The organism is Shewanella sp. SR43-8 (assembly GCF_014163775.1).
Lineage (GTDB): Bacteria > Pseudomonadota > Gammaproteobacteria > Enterobacterales > Shewanellaceae > Shewanella > Shewanella vesiculosa.
On record NZ_JACJDX010000008.1, the window covers coordinates 102,364 to 120,862 of the forward strand.

Here is an 18,499-nt window from a genome sequence, read left to right on the forward strand (position 1 = left end):
TTTGTTCGTGCCTCACTTATTTTTAGCCAACTGCAATTTGCCGCTTAAAACAGCGTTAGGATTCAAATGCAAAACTTTTGGGCACCATCAAGAATAATCAGCTCTTTCTGCATTGCCTTTGGTGCCTTGGCGGTAATTACAAGCTATGTAGGCACAAGCAATCCAATATTGGTATTGAACGAAAACCAAATTCTTTATCTGTTTTCAACTTCAGCCCAAGTACTAGCTGGGGTCTACGGGTTAACTCTCACAGGTTTTATATTTTTCCGTAATGAGCTTAGTCGTGAAGAGCTAGAGGATGAAACTTTAGTCGAGGCTGTAGAGAGCCTAAAAAATAGGTATTTTACCTTACTAGTTTTTGTAACTTTATCCTCAGTTGTAACACTACTACTCTCAAATCTAGCCATATCATACGAAAGCACAGGAACAACACTTAGCACGATAATTATAAATTCAGCACAGTCAGCATTTGTAACCACCTTACTGGCCGTCACCTACTTCATTTTTGAAGTCATATCTCCCAAGCGAATTGAAAGAGAGAGCAGAAAACTTCAGAATCAAGTAGACCCTGCTAGAGAGGAAACGATCAAAGGAAGCCTCGAAGAGTTCTTGAAAAACTACAACGAATTAGAAGAAATTATTGCCAAGTATGGTTCAATATATCAAACGACATCTTCGACAGAATATCCAAGCCGTCCCCGCCGGCATATTTCTAATGCTAAATTATCTGAAATGCTCTTCCGAAACGAGAAAATTAGCGAGTCGTTATATGGCGAAATCAAGGCATTAATAACTCTTCGCAACTCAATAATTCATGGTGCCGAGCCGGTTGTTAGCGAGAAAATTGTAATGGACTCCTCCACTATTTTGAGTGAGCTTCGGAAAGCACTGGACCTAGGTTATTGACCCCTAACAACTGGTTCAAATCGTTCGCTTCGCTCCCTGGGACGGGCTAAAGCCCGCCCCTTAGCCAAACGTTATACATCCTAGGGAAGTGGTTGTGCTAATTCGAGCTATCAATAGCCAAAGAAAATTAAAACCTTACTTTTACTCGCAGTCTGCAAAGATTGGTGGTTTTGGTTGTCTGATTGGGTTTTCGGTAGCATATCCGTTGTTTTTTGCTATAGCCTCAAGCTTTGGGATTCAGTCAGATGTACCAATTCGTAGCTATGATAGTGGCACAGTATTGATGATGTTCACTGTGTGCCTTTTAGTTCTTTGCTTTTCTTTATATGCATTTTGCGCATTATTTGCTTTCATTTTTTATGGAATGAAGTTCAAAAAAGGACATATCGATAAGCAAGAGCTTATCAATATCGCTTTTAAAGGCATCTATCCAAAGCGATGGCAGCGCGGGCTTTAATTGGGATGTATAACAAGGCCATTATGGCAGGGACGCAAAACGCTTGGCTGCGCTCCTTCGTCGCAAAGTATAGCCAAGCATTTTTGCGCCCCATATGGCGGCGTTATATGGCTAGGGAAAGTTTGTGAAAACTGAGATTTTAGGGAATATTTTAGGACTTACTCTCGCCCACTCAGCATTTATTGGAAGTGGTCAGGACGGCGTAACATTAGCTCCATATGTTGTTTATCAGCAAGGCGAAAATAGACAAGTCTTAAACTTCGAAGCTGATACTCAACAAGAAGCAATTGATAGCGCTTATGCATCAATTAAAGAATACCAACCTAGTGTTGATGCATGGGCAATTTCTCACGAAGGTCTTGTAACACTCGATAATGGTGAAAAACAGGATATCTATATTGTCAAAGCATGGATCAATGGTTTAGCCGAACCAATAATGATTTACCAAATGTTTAATCCAAAACCGTTTAAATTAATCGGTAATATAAAAGTTTTAAACTTTGAGGATACTGGTTTGGATATGGAGCAAGCTGAAATGCTTCATCAAGCACTCGATGCTGGGATTGAATCTCATAGTAGTGCAAATGAAAAATGGGAAAGTTGGTTTTAATCGCCATATAACAAGTCATTTAGAGGAAAGAGGGAACAGCCGTTTGTTTCCTCTTGGTCTGGTGTGGGCGAAGCGCCACGACGTTAGCGGCCGTAGGCCATAAGTACAAGATATAAAAAACAAAGCTGGATTCCAGCTCAAAAACATTGCCGGAATGACAAAGTATTTGGCCCGTGCAGTGTGGAACCTTGCGATCTTAAGCGTTAGTGATCGTAGGTCTATCTTAAATCCACTTTTGTCCAGAAATAAGTTAACTCATGTTCTTGTATAGCACTTTTCCAATAGCCATCAATGAAGTTGAATCGAAGAGATAAAATTCAGGTGTAGATAAGCTAGGGAGTATCCAAAACACGGATGTTTTGGTTAAGCCCACAAGGATGTGCTTGCGGCGTCTCACAGGATTATCCGCACTAAAGCCTGCGGCAGGTAATTAATAACATTGAATTAACGATTTAAAACAAACTAGTAGATATGAAATAGGTTGGGCATTATTCGGACGAAAGTTTAACTACCAGCCAATAATGGGCCACAAATAAGTTAGTTTTCTTGGCGTAGAAATGGATAAGTAAACTCTGAACTTGAGGACTTTGTGCTGCTCAACTAAATCCATAGACATCTTTTACTCTAAGGTAAAAAAGGCCTCAACCGGTTACGTTCACGCCTAAACCTGCCTAATTTACACCGTCTTTGTCTGAGTTAATAATCGATTAAGCCGAATTTAACTTCACTAAAGCAAGGCTTATACAACAATCCCCAAGCCATAAGATGACTTGGGGATTGTTTTTGCTGCAAATATTTCTGCTGTAAATATTTGTAGTCTATATCTACTTAGCGTTTCCGCTATTGCTTAGGCAACTTGCGACCATATATCAGTAAGTAAATTGCGGGGATAACAAATAGTGATAATAGCGGCGCAGTCACCATACCGCCGACCATAGGTGCGGCAATTTTTTGCATAACTTCATTGCCAGTACCGCTACCCCACATAATTGGCAGTAAACCAAAAAATATGGTGGCGACTGTCATGGCTTTAGGGCGAATTCGCATTACTGCGCCTTCAACTAAGGCGGCAGTTAAATCCGCTCTACTGTGGTAGTTTCCGGCTTGTTTATAGGCCTTAATACTATTATTAAGGTATACCTGCATTACTACGCCAAACTCGGCAGCAACCCCAGCGAGGGCAATCATACCGACCGATACCGCAACGGAAAAGTTAAAATCCAGCCCATAAAGTAGCCATGCACTACCTACCAATGAAAAAGGCAAACTTAGCATGATCACCGATGCTTGTATGACCGAATTAAATGTCATCATTAGCAGCATAAAAATCACCGCAATCATTAATGGGATCACCATTTTCATCTTAGCATCAACCCGCTGCATGTACTCGTATTGCCCCGCAAAGCTATAGTTGTAGCGCGGAGGCAGAGTAATTTGTTGCTTAAGTGCCTTTTCAGCCGCAACGATATATTCACCAATAGAAATGTCTTTGAGATCGACAAACACCCATGAGATCAGGCGGCCATTTTCACTGGCTAACATGGGGGCACCATCACTGATTTTGAGATCAGCTAAATAGCTCAAGGGTAAGTATTTCCCTGTTTTAGTCAGCACAGGTAAGTTTTTGAGTTTCTCGATATTATCTCGTAACTCTCGCGGGTAACGTATGTTGATGGGATAGCGTTCTTGGCCTTGAATTGACTCACCAATGGTCATGCCACCAATAGCCATTTGCACTACATCTTGGATATCTTTTAAGGTCATGCCATAGCGTGCAGCATTTTTAAGATCTGGGGTAATATCAATATATCGCCCACCGCTACTGCGCTGTGAAAATGCTGACACTGTGCCAGGTAATTGGTTTACTACCGCTTCTATTTCAGCGCCAATACGTTGCAGTTCTTCGACATTCGACCCCGATATCTTTATGCCAACAGGTGTTCTCACCCCAGTAGATAACATATCGATACGAGTTTTAATCGGTTGCACCCAAGCATTGGTCATCCCTGGAATACGCACGGTTTTTTGCAGTTCTGCAATAATGCTTTCTAAGGTTACGCCATCACGCCATTCTGCTGTGGGTTTGAGCATAATAGTGGTTTCGAGCATGGTGAGCGGTGCAGGATCCGTTGCGGTAATGGCGCGGCCCACTTTACCAAATACCCGTTTAACTTCGGGAACGGTTTTTATTAGTCGGTCAGTTTGCTGCAATATTTCTGCCGCTTTACCCGCGCTGACACTGGGCAATGTGGTTGGCATATAGAGCAGATCACCTTCTTCCAAGGTGGGCATAAATTCTGATCCCATCTGGCTTAATGGGTAGTAAGCACTGAATAGCACAATAATCGCCAATCCAATGGTGATTTTAGGGAAGTTCAGTACCCATTTAAGTAATGGCTGATAGATAGCAATCAATACCCGACTAATAGGGTTTTTACGCTCATCAGGGATTTTTCCGCGGACAAAGTAGCCCATTAATACCGGAATTAAGGTGATTGCTAAGATTGCAGATGCGGCCATGGCAAAGGTTTTAGTAAAGGCCAGTGGATGGAATAAACGTCCTTCTTGCGCTTCAAGGGCAAAGACTGGAGTAAAGCTTAATGTAATGATCAATAAGCTGAAGAACAGTGCTGGGCCGACCTCAATTGAGGCTTCTTTTACCAGTTGCCAGTGATCTTCTCCCTCAGGAGCCTTACCGTGTTTTTGACGATAATGTTCTAAATGTTTATGAGTATTTTCGACCATCACAATAGAGGCATCAACCACAGCACCAATGGCAATGGCAATGCCGCCTAAGCTCATAATATTGGCATTGACTCCAATAATATTCATGGCGATAAAGCTGACTAAAATTGAAATAGGTAAGGTGATAATCGCCACTAAGGTTGAGCGGGCATGCAGTAAAAACAGTAGGCAAATAAGCCCAACTACGAGCATTTCTTCAAGTACTTTATGGGTAAGGTTATCGACTGAGCGCAAGATTAAGTCTGAGCGGTCATAAGTGGTGACTAACTCGACACCATCAGGTAGTCCATTACTGATTTGCTCGAGTTTTTTCTTCACATTATTAATGGTTTCAAGGGCATTTTCACCGTAGCGCATTACGACAATGCCGCCGACGACTTCGCCTTTACCATCAAGCTCGGCAATGCCACGGCGCGCTGCCGGGCCGGTTCTTAATTGCGCGACATCTTTCATTAATACCGGCGTGCCGGTTTCGGACAAGATACCTAAGGGAATTTCAGCAAAGTCAGCAATGGTCTGGCGATAGCCACTTGAGGTGATCATATATTCTGCTTCGGCCATTTCAATCACCGAGCCGCCAGTCGAGCTATTGGAATTATCTAAGGCATTTCTAATGGTCATTAAGTCGATTTGATACAAAGCTAGCTTATGCGGGTCGACGACCACTTGATAAGTTTGTTCCATACCACCGACGGTAGCAACTTCAGATACTCCTGCAACACTTTGTAATTCAAGCTTTAAAAACCAATCTTGTAATGAACGTAATTGAGCTAAATCATATTGTCCGTTGCGATCGACTAAGGCGTATTGAAAAATCCAACCTACACCAGAAGCATCTGGCCCAATGCTTGGCGTAACGCCGGCAGGCAGTTGATCTTGGGTTTGAGACAAGTATTCTAATACCCGTGAACGTGCCCAATAAATGTCGGTGCCATCTTCAAAAATGACGTACACAAATGAATCGCCAAACATTGAAAACCCACGCACCGTTTTAGCACCGGGCACGGCAAGCATGGCCGATGACAATGGATAGGTAATTTGATCTTCAACCAATTGCGGCGCTTGCCCTGGGTATGACGTTTTAACAATCACTTGCACATCAGATAAGTCGGGAAGCGCATCGAGTGGTGTCATGCGCATCGCTTGATAGCCCACTAAGGCGATAACGGCCGTGAGTACCAACACCATAACGCGTTGTTTTATTGAAGCACTGATAATTTTTGCTAACATTGTTGTGCTCCTTTAGTGCTGGTGAGCATCTGTCGCAGTGGCATTTATTGGCGCATTACTCAAACGCTGTAAACTGCCTTGAATACTGGCTTCTGAGTCCAATAAGAACTGCCCTGAAATAACCACTTTGTCATGTTCATTCAGTCCCTCTAAAATTTCGGCTCTACCGTCTGCCATCATACCAATTTTGACTGGCACCGAAGCAAAGCTGGTATCACTGCGCTGCACCACAATACGGTTCTCACGTCCGGTAAGAATCAGCGCCTCAGTTGGTACAGTGAGCACGTTATTTTTAGGCAAACCATATAAGGTCACATCCACTAAGCTACCGGGTCTAAGCTTGTCGTGATGATTATTCAGTTTGATCCGCACTCGCATTGCGCGGGTGACTGGGTCTAATTCGGGGTAGATGTAGTCAATGGTTGAGTCGATATCAAACAGTCCTTGCGCCGCGGCACTCACAGTGACTTTACGACCTTGTTGTAACCAATTTTGTTCGTTTTCAAACACATCTGCAATCACCCATACGCTGTCTAAATTAACAATTTCAAACAAGGTATCACCTGGCTGAATGTACATACCATCGCGAACGGTTAATTTACTGATAAAGCCATCTTGCGGAGCATAAAAAGGTACTTTAAAAATGGTTTCACCGGTTTTTTCTAAGTGCTTAATTACAGAGCTATCAACACCGAGTAGTTCTAAGCGTTTGCGTGCTTTGCGTAATAAACTACTGCCCCGTTTTGTATCTTGTTTAAGGTAGTCTTGTGCTTGGGAATAGTCGTCTTGGGCAGTGACCAGTTCTGGCGAGTACAGCTCATATAAAAGTTGGCCCTTTTTTATTTGTTGTCCCACGTTATTTACCGTTAGCGTTTCTATCCATCCGGTTGCGCGTGTATGCACATGACCAATCGCATTTTGGTTATATTCTACTGTGCCTATGGTGTTAACTTGGCGAGATAAGCTCGTTCTTTCGACGACATGACTTCGCATGCCTAATGCCTGCTGCATGCCGCCAGATACACCGACCACAATTTCTTGGCTTGGGTCTGTCACGGTCACTTTTTCAAGGTTCATACCACAGATAGGGCAAGTTCCAGGTGCATCGGATATCACATGTGGATGCATAGGACAGACATATTTTACATTGGTGCTATCGCTCTGATTGGCTGTCGGCATTAATTTAGCGACTAATGCGGGTTCAGGTTGACTAAACACCTTATCTGCTTGGCTTTTTTCTACAGAAGCAGCACTTTGCATGTTTGCCATTGGCGCCTGAGTGTCGTCAACTGTGGATTCTTCTTCCTCCTCTTTGACGACGAGAAACATATTACAAATTGGACAGGTTCCCTCTTTATCACTGATCACTTCAGGGTGCATCGGGCAAGTATAGGTTTTACCAGCTTGTACCTGATGCTGGGCATGATCGTGCTCTGCGCCATAAACGACAGGTGATGTCATAGTAATAGGGATTATTACCCCAACAAACGCGCCTAGTAGCACACTAGAAAGTGGTAATTTCTTCATAACAACCTCGATATTCATCATGACGATACTGACGATCGTCATGATGAGAAACACTAAAAACAATTATATTGAACGTACGCAATGCACAAGAATAATCAATTAAACTTGTTTGCTATGCTTTGTTCTACTGGGATAGCGTTTTGCATGTTTGTCATTGGATGCTGCATGTTTGCCATTGGATGATGAGTGTCGCCAGCGCTGGACTCAGCTTGCTCCTCTTTGACGACGAGGAACATATTGCAGATGGGACAGCGTCCCTCTTTATCGCTGATCACTTCAGGGTGCATCGGGCAAGTATAGGTTTGACTGGCTTGCGACTGATGTTGGGTATGATCGTGCTCTGCGCCATAAGCAACAGGTGATGTGAGAGCTGCTGGGATGATGACACCAACGAATGCGCTTAATAGCACGCTAAAAAATGGTAACTTTTTCATAATAACCTCGATATTCATCATGATAATACTGACGATCGTCATGATGATAAACGCTAAAAAACAATAGTATTGACTGTGCTCAACGCACAAGAATGATCAATTGAATTAAGCGATAGGAGGGCGGAACGCAGGAGGGAAAGCGATTGATACACGGTTAACAACCATCGCAAGCGGTGCAGGATAGACCGGAATATTAAGCATCGCCAATGGCATATCAATTAGGTTAGCGGTAAACGAAATAGTCAAACAGTGGTTACAATCCGGACTACAAACACCGGAACCATTACAACAGCTGGTTTGCGGTAACGATGCAGCAATGGATTCATCCACATTATTGACAGCACTTGGCATATCATGGCAATTCTTCATTGCCCCGTGCATCGTCATCGCTGTTGTGGTGTTGTCAGTGTTAGCGGACATTTTTTGAGCCATTTCTGCATGGGCCATTGGCACCATCAAACTGTCATTAGTCAGCAACCCCTGTCCGACAAGTGCGAACAAAGTGATTATGATGATCCAATAGTTTGACTGCTTTGCTCTCATTTAGCCTTAACCAAGTCGTTTTATGGGGTTAGCTTAACAGACCTTTACTTCAGTAAACATCTTTCAAGTAATAACACATTATATTCATTAATCTGAAAATGATGATAACGCTTTTATGACCATTATCGTGTGATACACATTCCATTTCATTAATTTAGGGTCCACTTAGGTTTAAAACGGCATTATTTACGTTTTAGTTTGAGCCGATACCTGTTGCGCTTGAGCATATCAATCACCCAAATTAATCCACTGAAGGTTAACCATAAAGTGATAAATGCAAGCATCATAATAGGGATGTTATTAAAACTGCCTTGATTGGTGTAATCCATAAAGTGCAGCATAAAAAATACATCGGCTAAACGTGTATGTTCATCACTGTGGCCGACGAGTCGACCCGACTGCGCTTCAATATACACGCTGGTGGTAATGTTATCGGCAAAGTTTATCTGCCAAGTGTCATTGTGCTGTTTTGGAAAGTCGTCTAATGGTGGGGTGAGTAAGCGAGTTGAACTGATTTCGGCCTCTCCAGAGTAGGACGCTTTGGCCAGCTGTTGTGCCATTGTGGTATCAATTACGACTGGGTTACCGTTATACGCATCAACTAAGGTGTAGTCATGGTTGAGATTATTGTATAAGCCTTTTTCATGGGTTAATAAGTAGTAAGGCTTACCTAATAAAGTCATGAGGTTCAGTGACACGCTAGGCTTAAACGTGGCCAAAATAGTGCTAGGTTCAAGCAAACGATGAGTTTCTATGACCACGTCAGCGTGAGTATCGTTAAGATGAGTCCGTCCTTGGGCTTTATTGTGATCCATGAGATTAAAATACAGGCCGCTGATTAACCATAGTAGTAACTGGATCCCTACAATGACAGATGCCCATTTATGCAGTTTTCTGACCCAAAGCATTAGGCAACCCCACTGTGTTTACGCTTACTCAACATAGGCTTGCGTTTGTTTTTAGTACGACGTAATACCCTGAAATACGTCAAGGTTAACCCGCTAACGGCAGCTAATGTTGAGATCAGTGCTATCCAGAATAATAATTGATTATCGATTTCTTCAGCATCGCCATAATCCATCACATGAAAGCGAAACATCCAGTCGAATAAACGCCAAAATGCATGGCGCTTTGCTACTACTAATCCGCTGTCAGCAGAGATATAAATTGATGGTGCGGAAAAGTGGTCGAAATTAATTCGCCACGCAGGTAAGTGGCGAGCACTAAGTTCAAAAGGCGGATTATCGGTCAGTAAACTCACGTCGGTAATAGGCTCATTACCAAGGTAATAATATTGGGCTAATGCAATGGCTGTTGTTTGATTAAGTGGCGATAAACGTTCCCCTGTCTGGGCATTTAGCATTAGCTGCTGAGTTGCTGTTTTGGTTGGAATGGAAAAGCGGTATACGTCTTGTTGCATCAGTTTACCGACGCTTATTTGCTCTGCTTTAGGGTAAGTTTGTAACAGTTTTGCCAATGAATACTCTAGTTTATCGGGGTTGATTTTTGTCTGGGGGTTACTGATCAGCGAATCACCATGAATATAGTCAATATGCATAAACACCATATATGTTCCTGTCACTGACCAAATAACGAACTGTAGTCCGAGAAAAAGCATTAGCCATTTATGGAGTGTTCTTGCAGTTTTATGCATTCAAATTAACCTTATTATTTTTGTTGTTGGTTTGGTTAAAAAGCGTTTTATGCGAGTCAATCAGGCTTTAAATGACCATCGAGTTAGCATTAGCGGTTAAGTGACTCATAGTTTGCAGCAATTTATGTTAATCGTGAAGCTAAACAAGTGCTGTCAACGGACGACAATAGCCGTACCTTTATCCAAGAAAATGCATTGACTTAAATTTGCTGTGGTTAATATTTTTCCTTAAGTGTTATCAGCCGCTAGGCAAGGGCGAAGGCTTATAGCCGTAGTCAAATTAGGTGGCATTTAACTCATTTTGTCGCTCAGCATTATCTTTATTGACCGCTTGGTTAACTAAATTTAGTCATCTATATTTATTTCGGTCATGTATGTGCAAAAGTCGAGACCTAGCTCGCACTTTAGACATTTTTTAGATAAATAATTCTCAAAATAGCGACTAAAATCAATTTTATAATTTCGAATAATCCTAAACTAGACTTATAAATATTAGAAATTCCTTTTTTGCTATTACGGAGATTGAACAATGAACTGGCGTGCACTATTTAAACCAAGCGCGAAGTACTCGATTATTGCCCTTATAGTGGTTGGTGTAATAGTGGGTGTCGTAGGTTATTTCACAACACAACAAACTTTGCATGCAACAAGTACCGATGCTTTTTGTATGACATGTCACCGTGACCATTCGTTAAGAGATGAGGTTATGGCGTCAGCTCATGGTGGTGGTAGAGCCGGTGTCACAGTGCAATGTCAAGATTGTCATTTACCACATGGCCCATTTGATTATTTAGTTAAAAAAATTATTGTTTCTAAAGATTTAATTGGTTTAATGACCATTGATGGCTTTATGACGCAAGAATGGTTAGATGAAAACCGTAAAGAACAAGCTGATTTAGCATTAGAATACTTTCGCGGTAATGATTCAGCTAACTGTCGCCATTGCCACACTCGTATTTATGAAGATCAGCCAGATACGATGAAGAAAATGGCCGTAAGAATGCACAGTATGAACTTTAAAAAAGCACCAGAAGACAGAAAGACCTGTGTCGATTGTCATAAAGGTGTCGCGCATCCTTATCCTAAAAAGTAATGTGCCGATATTGTTAACTAAAAAACCTCGTTAAATAACGAGGTTTTTTTATACCAATGGTTCAGCTTCTCGGCGTTTGATTATTTGTTGATGCTGTTAATAAGCGGGTTAGAGTGCTGTGAATGATAGTGCTCAAATAGCGCAAATACTCCCCAAAGCAAAATCGCCCGATAATGTAGCGCAGGCTTGTTGTTACGGGGATTTTTTAAGAATGTGATGAGTACTAGTAGCAGGTGCATCACCGCGGTAATGCAGGCTAATACATTAATAAAGAGCCGAACGTCTGCGCTGAAAATAAACCAGCCGTAAGCCACCAAACACCACATCGACAAAGTAGCCGTTTTACCAATAAGTACAATATCGTTTATTGATATCGGCATTGACTTAATCGGCCGATAATTCGGTATTGTTCGGCTGATATTGGTACAGTCGATAACATACTTGACCTGCCTTTTTTTCTTTTAAGGCAACCCAGGTTGCTGGCACATTGAATGAGGTCAATTCTGATTCGGTTTCGAGATAAATTTGTGCATTGGGGTTTAACCATTGATGTTGCATTAATAACTCAATGGTGTTGTTTACTAAATCTTTACGAAACGGCGGATCGATAAACACCATATCAAATCCTGTTGAAGTGCCTTTTGCAAGTATTTGTAAACTATCGCCATTAATAACCTCTGCATTTTGGCATTGCAGGGTGGCAAGATTTTGTTTTAGCTGATTAGCCGCATTTTTTTGCAGTTCAATCATGGTTGCAAAGCTGGCATAACGGGATAAAGCTTCGAGGGATAATGCGCCACTGCCAGCGAAGCAATCAAGTACTCTGGCGCCACGAATATCGTTAGCAAGCCAATTAAATAAGGTCTCGCGCACACGATCGGTTGTTGGGCGTAAACCTTCAAGATCATGTATGGGTAGCTTTCGAGATCGCCATTGACCTGAAATAATCCGCACCTGACCGCTGCTGGTATTTTTTTTAGCCATCTCATCCTCGTGATTTTGCCTGAACAAAGAAAAAAGAAAGTGGTAGACTATGCCACAATCTGAACCGTCGTTATTTTATATCAAACTTGTGATTAAATGTGAGTATTCATCATTTTACTGGTTAGAGATGCAACAAACGGCTTCAACTGAATTTTTAAGCATATAAATACTGGTAGCAAACATGGCAAAGAAAGGTTTTTTTTCCTGGTTTCGTAAAGATAAGCCCGTCCCTGAAGGTGAAGATCAACAACAGCTTGATGTTGATAAACAGCATGACATTGCTACAGAGGCTACTGAACAACCCCAACATGCTGAGCTGCACAAGCAAGCTGATGACACCGCCCGTATAGAAGAAACCGAGCGACTGGAACTTGAGCGTATCGAACAAGAGCGCCTAGACAATGAACGCGCTGAGCAAGCTCGTATTGAGGCAGCTCGTATTGCTGCAGAACGTCAGGCCGCAGAAGTGTTAGCAGCCCAAAAGCTGGCAACCGAGCAGGCGGAGCAACAACGGCTTGAGCATGAGCAAGCAGAGCAGGCTCGTGTTGAGGCTGATCGTCTTGAAGCAGCTCGTATTGCTGCAGAACGTCAGGCTGCAGAAGTGCTAGCAGCCCAAAAGCTGGCAGCAGAACAGGCGGAGCAACAACGGCTTGAGCATGAGCAAGCAGAGCAGGCTCGTGTTGAGGCTGATCGTCTTGAGGCCGCTTGTATTGCAGCAGAACGTCAGGCCGCAGAAGTGTTAGCAGCCCAAAAGCTGGCAGCAGAACAGGCGGAGCAACAACGGCTTGAGCATGAGCAAGCAGAGCAAGCCCGTGTTGAGGCTGAGCATATTGCTGCGCAAATCTTAGCTACTGAAGCGCTAGCCGCCGAGCAGTTAGTTGAACAACAGGCTCCAATAGAGTCGATTGCGTTAGAAGAACAAGATGAGCCTCAAGCTAAACCGCAGAAAGAAGGTATGTTTGCCCGTTTAAAGCGTGGCTTGATGCGCACCAGTGAAAATATCGGTTCAGGTTTCATTGGCTTTTTCCGCGGTAAAAAAATTGATGATGAGTTATTTGAAGAACTTGAAGAACAATTATTGATTGCCGATGTTGGCGTAGAAACGACGACTAAATTGATCAAAAGCCTCACCGAACATGCATCACGTAAACAACTTAAAAATGCCGAAGCACTTTATGATTTAATGCGTGAAGAAATGCAAAAAATGCTCGATCCGGTAGCCGTTCCTTTGGTTGCCGAAAATGCTAATGGCCCTTTTGTTATTTTAATGATTGGTGTCAACGGCGTGGGCAAAACCACCACAATAGGTAAGCTCGCTAAACAGTATCAAAGCCAAGGTAAATCTGTCATGTTAGCAGCGGGTGACACTTTCCGCGCAGCAGCGGTAGAGCAGTTACAAGTATGGGGGCAGCGCAATAATATTCCGGTAGTGGCACAACATACTGGTGCTGACAGTGCTTCAGTCATATTTGATGCCTTACAAGCCGCTAAAGCACGTAAAGTTGACGTGTTGATCGCCGATACCGCTGGGCGTTTACAGAATAAAAGCCACTTAATGGAAGAGTTAAAAAAGGTGTTGCGAGTAATGAAAAAACTCGACCCTGATGCTCCCCATGAAGTGATGCTAACCTTGGATGCGAGTACCGGGCAGAATGCCATTAGCCAAGCGCAACTCTTTAAAGAAGCGGTTGGTGTGACTGGCATTACCATCAGTAAGTTAGATGGTACCGCCAAAGGTGGGGTTATTTTTGCGATTGCCGATAAATTTTCTATTCCGATCCGCCATATTGGTGTGGGTGAGCAAATTGATGATTTGCGTACCTTTAACGCCAATGATTTTATTGAAGCATTATTTAGTCAGGATAAAACGGACCAATAATATATGATCCAATTTGAGCAGGTCAGTAAAGTCTATTCAGGGGGCCAAAAAGCTCTTATGGATGTCAATTTTCATCTTCGACAAGGTGAAATGGCCTTTTTAACTGGCCATTCTGGTGCCGGTAAAAGCACTTTGCTCAAATTGATTACCGTGATTGAACGTGCCACGGCAGGTAAGGTGTCTATTAATGGGCATAATATTGCGAATGTAGGGCCGAAACATGTGCCCTATTTACGACGTAATATCGGCATGATTTTCCAAAATCATCACTTGCTGATGGATAAAACTGTCTTTGACAATATCGCCTTACCGTTAGTGATTGAAGGCTTTACCCATGGTGAAATTCGTAAGCGTGTCGCAGGTGCTCTCGACATGGTCGGTTTATATGGCAAAGAACGACATTTACCGATAATGCTGTCTGGTGGTGAGCAACAACGCGTCGGTATCGCGCGCGCTATTGTTAATAAGCCTCCTTTACTGCTAGCCGATGAACCTACGGGTAACTTGGACCCTAAATTATCGATGGATATTTTACGCTTATTTGAGGCCTTTAATGACTCAGGTACCAGCGTGCTTATTGCCACCCATGATTTAGGTCTTATCGCGCGCATGAAATACCGCACTTTTACGCTGCGTGAAGGACGAATGCTCGGTGGGGAACGTTCAGCTGCTGAGGAGAATATGCGATGAGTAAAAAACCGAGTATTACTCAAAGTAAATTACCCTTGAGTGGCCGAATCGTGATGTTTTTTATTCGTCATGTACAGCAAGGCATGTCGAGTATGGGCGAACTTTGGCGCAACCCAGTATCATCTATTATGACCATGGCTGTATTGGGCGTGAGTTTAAGCTTACCGGCTGCACTGCAAGTATTGGTTAAAAATGCCGAAAATATCACTCAGTCTTGGAACAGTGCCGCAGAAATTTCATTATTTATTAACAAAGGGCGCAGTGAACAATCTATTCAAAGTTTATTGTCGCGCATTAAAGCTTTTCGTGAAGTTGAATCAGTCACTTACATTAGTCGCGAGCAAGCACTAGAAGAGTTTCAGCGTTTATCGGGATTTGGTGAGGCGCTGTCATATTTAGATGAAAACCCATTACCTGCTGTAGTTACGGTAACGCCCTCGCTTAAATACTCTAGTCCAACAGGCGCACGTGAGTTATTGGTAAAATTAGAACGCGAATCCGAAGTTGATTTTGGTCGTTTAGACATTGAATGGCTAGAACGTTTGCAAGCATTGCTTAAGTTACTTGAAAAAACCGTGCTAGCGATTGCCACTTTATTGGTACTCGCAGTGGTATTAGTGATTGGTAACACCATTCGTTTGGCGATCATGAATCGTCGAACCGAAATTGAAGTCATGAAGCTCGTCGGCGCGACAGAAGCCTTTATCCAACGGCCATTTTTATATACTGGGATTTGGTATGGCGTGATAGGGGGGATTTTGGCATGGCTGATTATTAATGTGTTAGTGTGGTATCTTGATGGTGCTTTAGCCGAGTTATTGGGTTTATACGGTAGTGAGTTAACGATTCAAGCATTAACATTTTCTGAGTTGATTAAGCTGGTTTTACTGGCCTCATTTTTAGGCTGGTTGGGATCGTATTTGTCTGTACGTCAGCACTTACGTAGCATTGAACCGTCATAATAGCAGGCGTATAATTATCGGCAGCTGATAATAAATGAACCTTTGTTCACTTGCTTTGTGGCTACCTTGCGGTAAAAATGTTCACCTAGTTGAACCTTATTTGACATATGATGTCATATAGTTGATAGTTTATCGGCTAAATCGAGTGAGCCCCGTTTCTTTATCAACTTCAGTGTTGTTAGCTGATAGTGTTGTGAACTAACAGACTCGACTCATCGTATTGAGTTAGCTGAAATATATTTTTGAATGTAGTAGGAGAGCGAATGACTTATCAAACGCAATCAATGGCGCTGGCTGTACCACACAGCACTAGCAGTCTAGAAGCGTACATCCAGTCTGTGACCAGCATTAACATGTTGGATGCGGATACCGAGTACGACATCGCCAAGCGTTTACAAGAAAATGGCGATCTACATGCTGCAAAGCAACTAATTATGTCCCATCTTCGTTTTGTTGTGCATGTTGCCAAAGGTTACTCAGGATACGGTTTGCCGCAGGCGGACCTTATTCAAGAAGGTAATATCGGCTTGATGAAAGCGGTTAAACGCTTCGACCCTGATGTCGGGGTGCGTCTGGTGTCTTTTGCCGTGCATTGGATTAAAGCTGAAATTCATGAATACGTGTTGAAAAACTGGCGTATTGTGAAAGTTGCGACCACAAAAGCACAACGTAAGTTATTCTTTAATATTCGTAAATCTAAAAAACGTTTAGGTTGGTTTAGTGACGCTGAAGTGACTATGGTCGCGGAGAATTTGGGAGTATCGAAAGCTGACGTGACCGAAATGGAGTCGCGGATGGCAGCCCAAGATCCGGCTTTTGACTTAACCAATGACAGTGATGATGATAATCATGATTTTGCCCCAGCATTGTATCTAGAAGATCATTCTTCAGATTTGGCCGATCAGGTTGAACATGCTAATTGGGAAGCTGATTCTCAAGCACGTTTATTATCAGCTATCAAAACCTTAGATGAACGCAGTCAGCACATATTACGTGCGCGTTGGTTAGATGATAATAAAGTCACCTTGCAAGAGCTTGCATCGACTTATCAAGTGTCTGCTGAACGTATTAGACAGCTAGAAAAAAATGCCATGAACAAGCTTAAATCTTGCATGGAGTAATATTCCAGCCTGTTTGTTGCTCAATTAAAACCTGCTACGGCAGGTTTTTTTATGGCTAAAATTTGCAGTGTCGTTTACGCGGCATTATCTGTTGCAGGTAACGTGAGTCTAATAAACTGCTATGGCTGATAGCCACTTTGTTTAGGGTATCGCTATGAATTACTGCGCTGTTTTTGATGCGTTTATCTGCTGTTGAATTGCCGCAATAATGCTTTTTCTTGGCACTTTTAACCCACTTGAAACCACATTTTGTGGCCAGGTAAAAAACTGCCTAGGACGCTTGAAGCGTGCCAGTGTTGATTCTACTAACTGACTCAGTTGCAAGTTGACAACGTCTATATCGATCGCCATTTTATTATGGTCACAATGGTGGCTATGGTTGCTCCCAACGTTATGGCTATTGTCTACTGCGCAATAATCAATAATAGCGCCAGGTAAGTGACCAAACGTCGCATCGGTTACTGCAAATACAATTGCCTGGGCGACATTTGGATGGCTCAATAACACAGCTTCAATTTGTTCTGGATGAATATTTTCACCGCCACAGATAAACATGTTATCCACTCGCCCTAAAATACTGAGCTGCCCTTCAGGATCTAATTGGCCCTTATCATTGGTACAAAACCAGCCTTGATCATCTAATGGTAAGGTTAACCCTTGCTCGGTTAAATAGCCTAAAAATAAACACTCGCCTTTGACGTAAACAACGCCATCTTTCAAGCTAAGCTGTCTCGAAGGTAAAGGATACCCATGATGGCCTAATAAATTCGCTTTCGCTGTGGTAATTTGCGAACTCATTTCTGTCATACCATAGCTAGTGTAAGCATTAATGTTTTGCTGCTTTAGCGTCTCAATAAGAGCGGGTTCTATGACGCCACCACCTAAAAGTAAGGCGCTGATATGGGCAAATGCATCAGGTTGCTGTTGCAGTATCTGAATCGCTTGGGTGGGCACTAATGACACATGAGTAATATGGTTGTCAGTCAGTTGCTCAGCCAGTGGCTGTGCGGAATTTCGTAGCACAATGCAGGCGCCGGCTAAGGTGCAGCGATGAATAATGGCTAAACCACCAATGTGAAATAGTGGCAATGATAATAACCAAGTGTCAGATACCTTAAGAGCAATGAAGCTCGCAGACCCTCTGGCGCTGCTCAGATGGTTGTTTAAACAATGGACCGCTGCTTTTGGTGGGCCACTTGAGCCAGAGGTGAGAATAATGTTTGAAGCTATATGGGGTGATATTTCAGCGCTGTGGCTGGCGCCTTGAGGTAAGGTTTTAGGCAGATCAATATCGAGCCAATGGCGGATTTTTATTAGCCTTTTTCTGGTGGGAGTATCGGTCCAGAGCCATTGCAGATCAAAGCGTTCAATAAGCTGATTGATCTGCATATCGGCAAATCTAGGCGACAGAGGTAAAAATACCCACCCAGCATCAACGCAGGCCCAATACAGACAGATCATCTCAATATTATTGTGGGATAAACATGCCACTATGTCGCCTTGCTTGACGCCTTGAGCTTGTAATTGTTGCCCTACATGATGGACTAAACCACTTAAGCGAGCGTAGTTGATCCGAGAGTTCACATCTTGGTCTAAAGTGGCCTCTTCAATGGCAATGGCGTTCGGGTAATTTAACCCTGCTTGATGCAAAGGTGACATCATGA

16 protein-coding genes and 1 pseudogene are annotated in these 18,499 nt (G+C 42.8%); 8 read left to right on the plus strand and 9 right to left on the minus strand.

The features are described 5' to 3' along the window. Window positions 1–66: 66 nt before the first annotated feature. From H5114_RS11830 to H5114_RS11840, 3 genes are all read left to right on the plus strand, one after another. Entirely contained in the window at window positions 67–906 is an 840-nt protein-coding gene (locus H5114_RS11830; RefSeq protein ID WP_182723032.1) for a hypothetical protein, read from the plus strand. 94 nt (window positions 907–1,000) lie between these two features. Beyond that, a complete protein-coding gene (locus tag H5114_RS11835) occupies window positions 1,001–1,363 on the plus strand; it encodes a hypothetical protein (RefSeq protein ID WP_182723033.1) in 363 nt (120 codons plus the stop codon). 124 nt (window positions 1,364–1,487) lie between these two features. Further along, on the plus strand, window positions 1,488–1,973 hold the full coding sequence (locus tag H5114_RS11840) for a hypothetical protein (RefSeq protein ID WP_182723034.1): 486 nt from the start codon (window positions 1,488–1,490) through the stop codon (window positions 1,971–1,973). An 840-nt stretch (window positions 1,974–2,813) separates the two neighbouring features. On the opposite strand, the gene H5114_RS11845 is transcribed toward H5114_RS11840, so the two are convergent. From H5114_RS11845 to H5114_RS11870, 6 genes and pseudogenes are all read right to left on the minus strand, one after another. After that, on the minus strand, window positions 2,814–5,948 hold the full coding sequence (locus H5114_RS11845; protein ID WP_182723035.1) for an efflux RND transporter permease subunit: 3,135 nt from the start codon (window positions 5,946–5,948) through the stop codon (window positions 2,814–2,816). A 12-nt stretch (window positions 5,949–5,960) separates the two neighbouring features. Continuing rightward, window positions 5,961–7,475, minus strand: coding sequence for an efflux RND transporter periplasmic adaptor subunit (locus H5114_RS11850; protein ID WP_182723036.1), 1,515 nt, complete (start codon window positions 7,473–7,475; stop codon window positions 5,961–5,963). Window positions 7,476–7,689: 214 nt separating this feature from the next. Further along, a pseudogene (locus H5114_RS11855) lies at window positions 7,690–7,909 on the minus strand (heavy metal-binding domain-containing protein); the annotation flags it as partial. Between the two features lie 105 nt (window positions 7,910–8,014). Then, on the minus strand, window positions 8,015–8,386 hold the full coding sequence (locus tag H5114_RS11860) for a hypothetical protein (RefSeq protein WP_182723037.1): 372 nt from the start codon (window positions 8,384–8,386) through the stop codon (window positions 8,015–8,017). Between the two features lie 248 nt (window positions 8,387–8,634). Then, window positions 8,635–9,360, minus strand: a complete 726-nt coding sequence (locus H5114_RS11865; RefSeq protein ID WP_182723038.1) for a PepSY domain-containing protein — start codon at window positions 9,358–9,360, stop codon at window positions 8,635–8,637. Continuing rightward, window positions 9,360–10,106: a PepSY domain-containing protein gene (locus tag H5114_RS11870; protein WP_182723039.1), complete on the minus strand. Its 747-nt coding sequence runs from the start codon at window positions 10,104–10,106 to the stop codon at window positions 9,360–9,362. Before H5114_RS11870 ends, H5114_RS11865 begins: the two co-directional genes overlap by 1 nt. Window positions 10,107–10,635: 529 nt before the next feature. Here H5114_RS11870 and H5114_RS11875 point away from each other — a divergent pair. Further along, on the plus strand, window positions 10,636–11,199 hold the full coding sequence (locus H5114_RS11875; RefSeq protein ID WP_124017396.1) for a NapC/NirT family cytochrome c: 564 nt from the start codon (window positions 10,636–10,638) through the stop codon (window positions 11,197–11,199). An 80-nt stretch (window positions 11,200–11,279) separates the two neighbouring features. Here the strand turns inward: H5114_RS11875 and H5114_RS11880 are convergent, their stop codons facing one another. Then, complete coding sequence (locus H5114_RS11880) at window positions 11,280–11,579, minus strand: DUF1145 domain-containing protein (protein ID WP_182723040.1); 300 nt, start codon at window positions 11,577–11,579, stop codon at window positions 11,280–11,282. Window positions 11,580–11,583: 4 nt separating this feature from the next. Then, the gene (gene rsmD, locus H5114_RS11885; protein ID WP_182723041.1) at window positions 11,584–12,183 is read right to left on the minus strand and encodes a 16S rRNA (guanine(966)-N(2))-methyltransferase RsmD; all 600 of its coding nucleotides are present in this window, start codon (window positions 12,181–12,183) and stop codon (window positions 11,584–11,586) included. Window positions 12,184–12,364: 181 nt separating this feature from the next. Between rsmD and ftsY the strand changes: the two genes are divergently transcribed. The 4 genes from ftsY to rpoH all read left to right on the plus strand — a co-directional run bounded on the left by ftsY (window position 12,365) and on the right by rpoH (window position 16,835). Next, window positions 12,365–14,062 (plus strand): signal recognition particle-docking protein FtsY, encoded by a 1,698-nt coding sequence (gene ftsY / locus H5114_RS11890; RefSeq protein ID WP_182723042.1) that lies wholly within the window; start codon window positions 12,365–12,367, stop codon window positions 14,060–14,062. A gap of 3 nt (window positions 14,063–14,065) precedes the next feature. Next, window positions 14,066–14,752, plus strand: a complete 687-nt coding sequence (ftsE, locus tag H5114_RS11895; protein WP_124017400.1) for a cell division ATP-binding protein FtsE — start codon at window positions 14,066–14,068, stop codon at window positions 14,750–14,752. Beyond that, window positions 14,749–15,714 (plus strand): permease-like cell division protein FtsX, encoded by a 966-nt coding sequence (gene ftsX / locus H5114_RS11900; RefSeq protein ID WP_124017401.1) that lies wholly within the window; start codon window positions 14,749–14,751, stop codon window positions 15,712–15,714. Before ftsE ends, ftsX begins: the two co-directional genes overlap by 4 nt. Window positions 15,715–15,977: 263 nt before the next feature. Next, complete coding sequence (gene rpoH / locus H5114_RS11905; protein ID WP_124017402.1) at window positions 15,978–16,835, plus strand: RNA polymerase sigma factor RpoH; 858 nt, start codon at window positions 15,978–15,980, stop codon at window positions 16,833–16,835. A 159-nt stretch (window positions 16,836–16,994) separates the two neighbouring features. Here rpoH and menE read toward each other — a convergent pair whose 3' ends face one another. Further along, the gene (gene menE, locus H5114_RS11910; RefSeq protein WP_182723043.1) at window positions 16,995–18,497 is read right to left on the minus strand and encodes an o-succinylbenzoate--CoA ligase; all 1,503 of its coding nucleotides are present in this window, start codon (window positions 18,495–18,497) and stop codon (window positions 16,995–16,997) included. Window positions 18,498–18,499 lie beyond the last annotated feature (2 nt).